This is a genomic window from Pseudomonas sp. EL_65y_Pfl2_R96 (genome assembly GCF_963970905.1).
Taxonomy (GTDB): Bacteria; Pseudomonadota; Gammaproteobacteria; order Pseudomonadales; family Pseudomonadaceae; genus Aquipseudomonas.
The window spans coordinates 1-506 of sequence record NZ_CAXAQH010000239.1; the positions used below are offsets into that span (position 1 = coordinate 1).

The 506-nt window shown below is 58.9% G+C and carries 1 protein-coding gene; it reads right to left on the reverse strand.

What is annotated here, in order from left to right; genetic code table 11:
• On the reverse strand, nt 1-506 hold a 506-nt coding region (locus tag AACY49_RS30405), incomplete at both ends, for an IS110 family transposase (protein ID WP_339527974.1).

Genomic DNA, 506 nt, shown 5'->3' on the forward strand with positions numbered 1-506 from the left:
GGCGCAGGCTCGAGCCGGCTCCGGAAGCTCGCCGTCCTGGGCAAGAGCCTCGAGCTCTGGAACACGCCATACCCCTTTGGGAGCGATCAGGCCAAACTCGGCAAGCTGACCGCGCAGCGAGTTGACCAACATAGTACGCTGTCGCACGAACAGATCTCGGGTACGATGGAGCATCAGGATCGATTGCTGCTCGGCGCTCTTGATCGGCACAAACCGCATCGTCGGCCTGGTGACGGCTTCGCAGATGGCTTCGGCATCGACCTCGTCGTTCTTGCCGCGCTTAACATAGGGTTTCACGTAAGCCGCAGGCATCAACTTGACCTGATGGCCCAGTGCGGTCAGCTCTCGGCCCCAATAATGGGCCGTGCCGCAAGCTTCCATGCCAACCACGCAGGGCGGAAGCTTGGCAAAGAATGCAATCAACTCTGAACGGCGGAGCTTCTTACGAAGGACCGCTTTGCCTGCAGCATCGATTCCATGCGCCTGAAAAATGTGTTTTTCGAGAT